The organism is Tardiphaga sp., from assembly GCF_028290785.1.
GTDB lineage: Bacteria > Pseudomonadota > Alphaproteobacteria > Rhizobiales > Xanthobacteraceae > Tardiphaga.
The window spans coordinates 1-3,168 of the sequence record NZ_JAQGJD010000044.1 but is presented as its reverse complement, the minus strand read 5'-3'; the positions used below and the strand labels follow the sequence as shown (position 1 = coordinate 3,168).

Here is a 3,168-nt window from a genome sequence, read left to right as displayed (position 1 = left end):
GCCGGAGGCGAGCTCGATCTCGCGGCCGAGGTCGCGGGCGATGGTCACGGTCTTGAACAGGATCTTGTCCTCCGCCGTCACCGTGGCAACGCGCAAGCCGTCCTTGTTGAAGATCAGCGCGCTGGCCGGGATATGCAGCGGCGCGGAGTCGCGGGCGAGGCTCATCTTCACATTGGCATAGCCGCCAGGCAGCAGCTCGCCCTTGGGATTGTCCAGCGCGAGCTGCATCCGGGCGGTGCCGGAGCCGACATCCACCGACTGCGACGAGGCTTCCACGGTGGCCGGGAAGGTGCGGCTCGGATGGTCGGGCACACTGATGATGGCCTTGGCGCCGATCTTGATCGCCGGCACGTAGCTCTGCGGCACGTCGACATAGACGCGCAGCTTCTTGATGTCGGAGATCACGAACATCGCCAGCCCGGTGCCGGTGCCACCGGAGATCAGCGCGCCGACATCGGTGTTGCGCTGGGTGACGATGCCGTCGAACGGCGCGGTGACCTTCTTGTAGCCGGCCAGCGCTTCCAGCCGCTCGACATTGGCGGTGCCGGAATTGACCGCGGCCTTCTTGTTGGCGAGGTCGGCCGAGCGCTCGTCGATCTCCTGCGCGGAGACGAAGTTCGAGGCGACCAGCGATTTCCGGCGATTCAGCGTGGCCTCGGACAGCCGGGCGCTGGACTGCTGGCTGACGAGGTCGGCGCGGGCCTGCAGCAACTGCTGATCGAGGTCCGGCGCCTCGATCTCGGCGAGCACCTGGCCCGTCTTGACCTGGGCGCCCATGTCGGCGTTCCAGCTCGAGACATAGCCGCTGACGCGGGCATAGATCGGCGCCCGGGAATAGGCTTCCAGGCGGCCGGGCAGATCGAGGGTGGCGTTGAGCACGCGGGCATCCGGCGGCGCCACGGCGACCGAGGGGATCGCCTGCTCGTTGGTCCAGGTCTTTAACTCGGAATCGGTTTTGGCGCGGGCCATGATGCCGGTGACGACAATGGCGCCGGCGGCGCACAGGCCGATGACCCCGACCAGCCCCAATCGGCGGCGGGACGTCGGCGGATGGGGCTCAGTGGACATGCGATAACTCCGGTGAGCCTGCCTCTGGCGCGGGCTCCTGCTTCTTGTGGACCATGCTGAAGACGACAGGCACGAACATCAGCGTTGCAATCGTAGCAAAAATCAGGCCGCCGATCACGGCGCGACCAAGCGGCGCATTCTGCTCGCCGCCCTCGCCCAGCCCCAGCGCCATCGGCGTCATGCCGATGATCATCGCCAGGGCGGTCATCAGCACCGGGCGGAACCGGACGAAACCGGCTTCCGACGCCGCCTGGATGGGGTCGCCGAGGATAGCATAGCGCTCGCGCGCAAACGAGATCACCAGCACCGAATTGGCGGTGGCGACGCCCATGCACATGATGGCGCCGGTCAAGGCCGGCACCGACAGCGTCGTCTGCGTGGTGAACAGCATCCAGACGATGCCGGCGAGTGCCGCCGGTAGCGCGGTGATGATCACGAACGGGTCGGACCAGGACTGGAAGTTCACCACGATCAGGAGATAGATCAGCACCACGGCGCCGAGCAGGCCGAACAGCAAGCCCGAAAATGCCGAATTCATGGTCTGCACCTGGCCGAGCAGCGCCACGTTGCTGCCCCGCGGCACGTCGGCCTTGGTGGCGTCGATCGCCTTGTAGATGTCGTTCGACACGGCGCCGAGATCGCGGCCCTGGGTGGTGGCGTAGATCTGCACCATGGTCTGGATGTCGTATTGCGACACCACGGCATTGCCGACCGAGCGCTTGATGGTCGCGATGCCGCCGAGCATCGGCGCATTGGCGGCGGCGTTGACCGCAGTGATCGGCAGCGTCTCCAGCGAGCCCAGCGAGTCCATCTTGTATTGCGGCGTCTGCATCACGACCGAATAGGAAATACCGTTCTCGGGATTGAGATAATAGGTCGGCGCGACCTGCGACGAGCCGGCGAGATTGACCACCATGGAGTTGGTGACGTCGCGTTCGGTGAGGCCGACATATTGCGCGCGGGTGCGGTCGACATCGATGTTGAAGCCGGGATTGTTCGGCGATTGCTGGATGCGCGCGTCGACAATGCCGGGAATGCGCCGGATCTGGCCGAGCAGCTTGTTGGCGTAGTCGAAATTGCCGACGAGGTTGTTGCCGCGGATCTGCAGGTCGATCGGTGCCGGCGCGCCGAAGTTCAGGATCTGGCTGACGATGTCGGCGGGCAGGAACGCGAAGCTGACGCCGGGGAATAGCCGCGGCAGCTTTTCGCGCAACGCCTGGACGTAATCCGCGGTCGGCTTGTGACCTTCGACCAGCTTGATCTGGAAATCGCCATCCTGGGAACCGATCACGCCGGTGTTGTTATAGGTCAGGTTGATGCCCGAGACGGGCATGCCGATATTGTCGGTCATGGTCTCGATCTGGTCCGGCGGGACGATCTGGCGAACCGCCTTGGTAATGTCGGCGAACTGGTTGGCGGTTTCCTCGACGCGGGTGCCGACCTGGGTGCGGACATGCATCAGGATGCTGCCGCCATCGACGGTCGGGAAGAAGTTGCGGCCGAGGAACGGCACCAGCAGGAACGAAAGCGCGACGACGGTGAGGAAGCCGGTCACGAACACCGGACGTCGCGTCAGCGCCAGGTCAAGCAGCCCGTGATAGCCACCGCGAAAGCGCTCGAAGCGGGCTTCGAAGCCACGCTGGAACCTGACCAGCGGATTGCGGGTCGGCGGACGCTCGCCTTCGGCGTGGTGGACATGCTTCTGCAAGAGGTACTTCGCCATGGTCGGCACCAGCGTGCGCGACAACAGGAACGACCACAGCATCGCAAACATCACCGCTTCGGCCATCGGCACGAACAGGAAGCGCGCAACGCCGTTGAGGAAGAACATCGGCACGAACACGATGCAGATGCACAACAGCGAGACGAAGGCCGGCACCACGATCTGGTTGGCGCCGTCCATGATCGCCGGTTCGACGTCCTTGCCGTTCTCCAGGTGGTAATTGATGTTCTCGATCGTCACCGTGGCGTCGTCGACGAGAATGCCGACCGCCAGCGCCAGGCCGCCGAGCGTCATGATGTTGAGGGTCTCGCCGATCATCGACAGCATGATGATGGCGCCAAGGATCGACAGCGGGATCGACACCGCGATGATCACGG

Annotated in this window: 2 protein-coding genes; both read right to left on the bottom strand. The window is 64.8% G+C overall.

The features are described 5' to 3' along the window. A partial coding sequence (locus tag JWR89_RS02435; RefSeq protein WP_299711367.1) for an efflux RND transporter periplasmic adaptor subunit occupies positions 1 to 1,068 on the bottom strand: 1,068 nt, incomplete at its 3' end. Then, the coding region (locus JWR89_RS02430) for an efflux RND transporter permease subunit (protein ID WP_299711364.1) at positions 1,058 to 3,168 on the bottom strand (2,111 nt) is incomplete at its 5' end. The genes JWR89_RS02430 and JWR89_RS02435, both read right to left, overlap by 11 nt.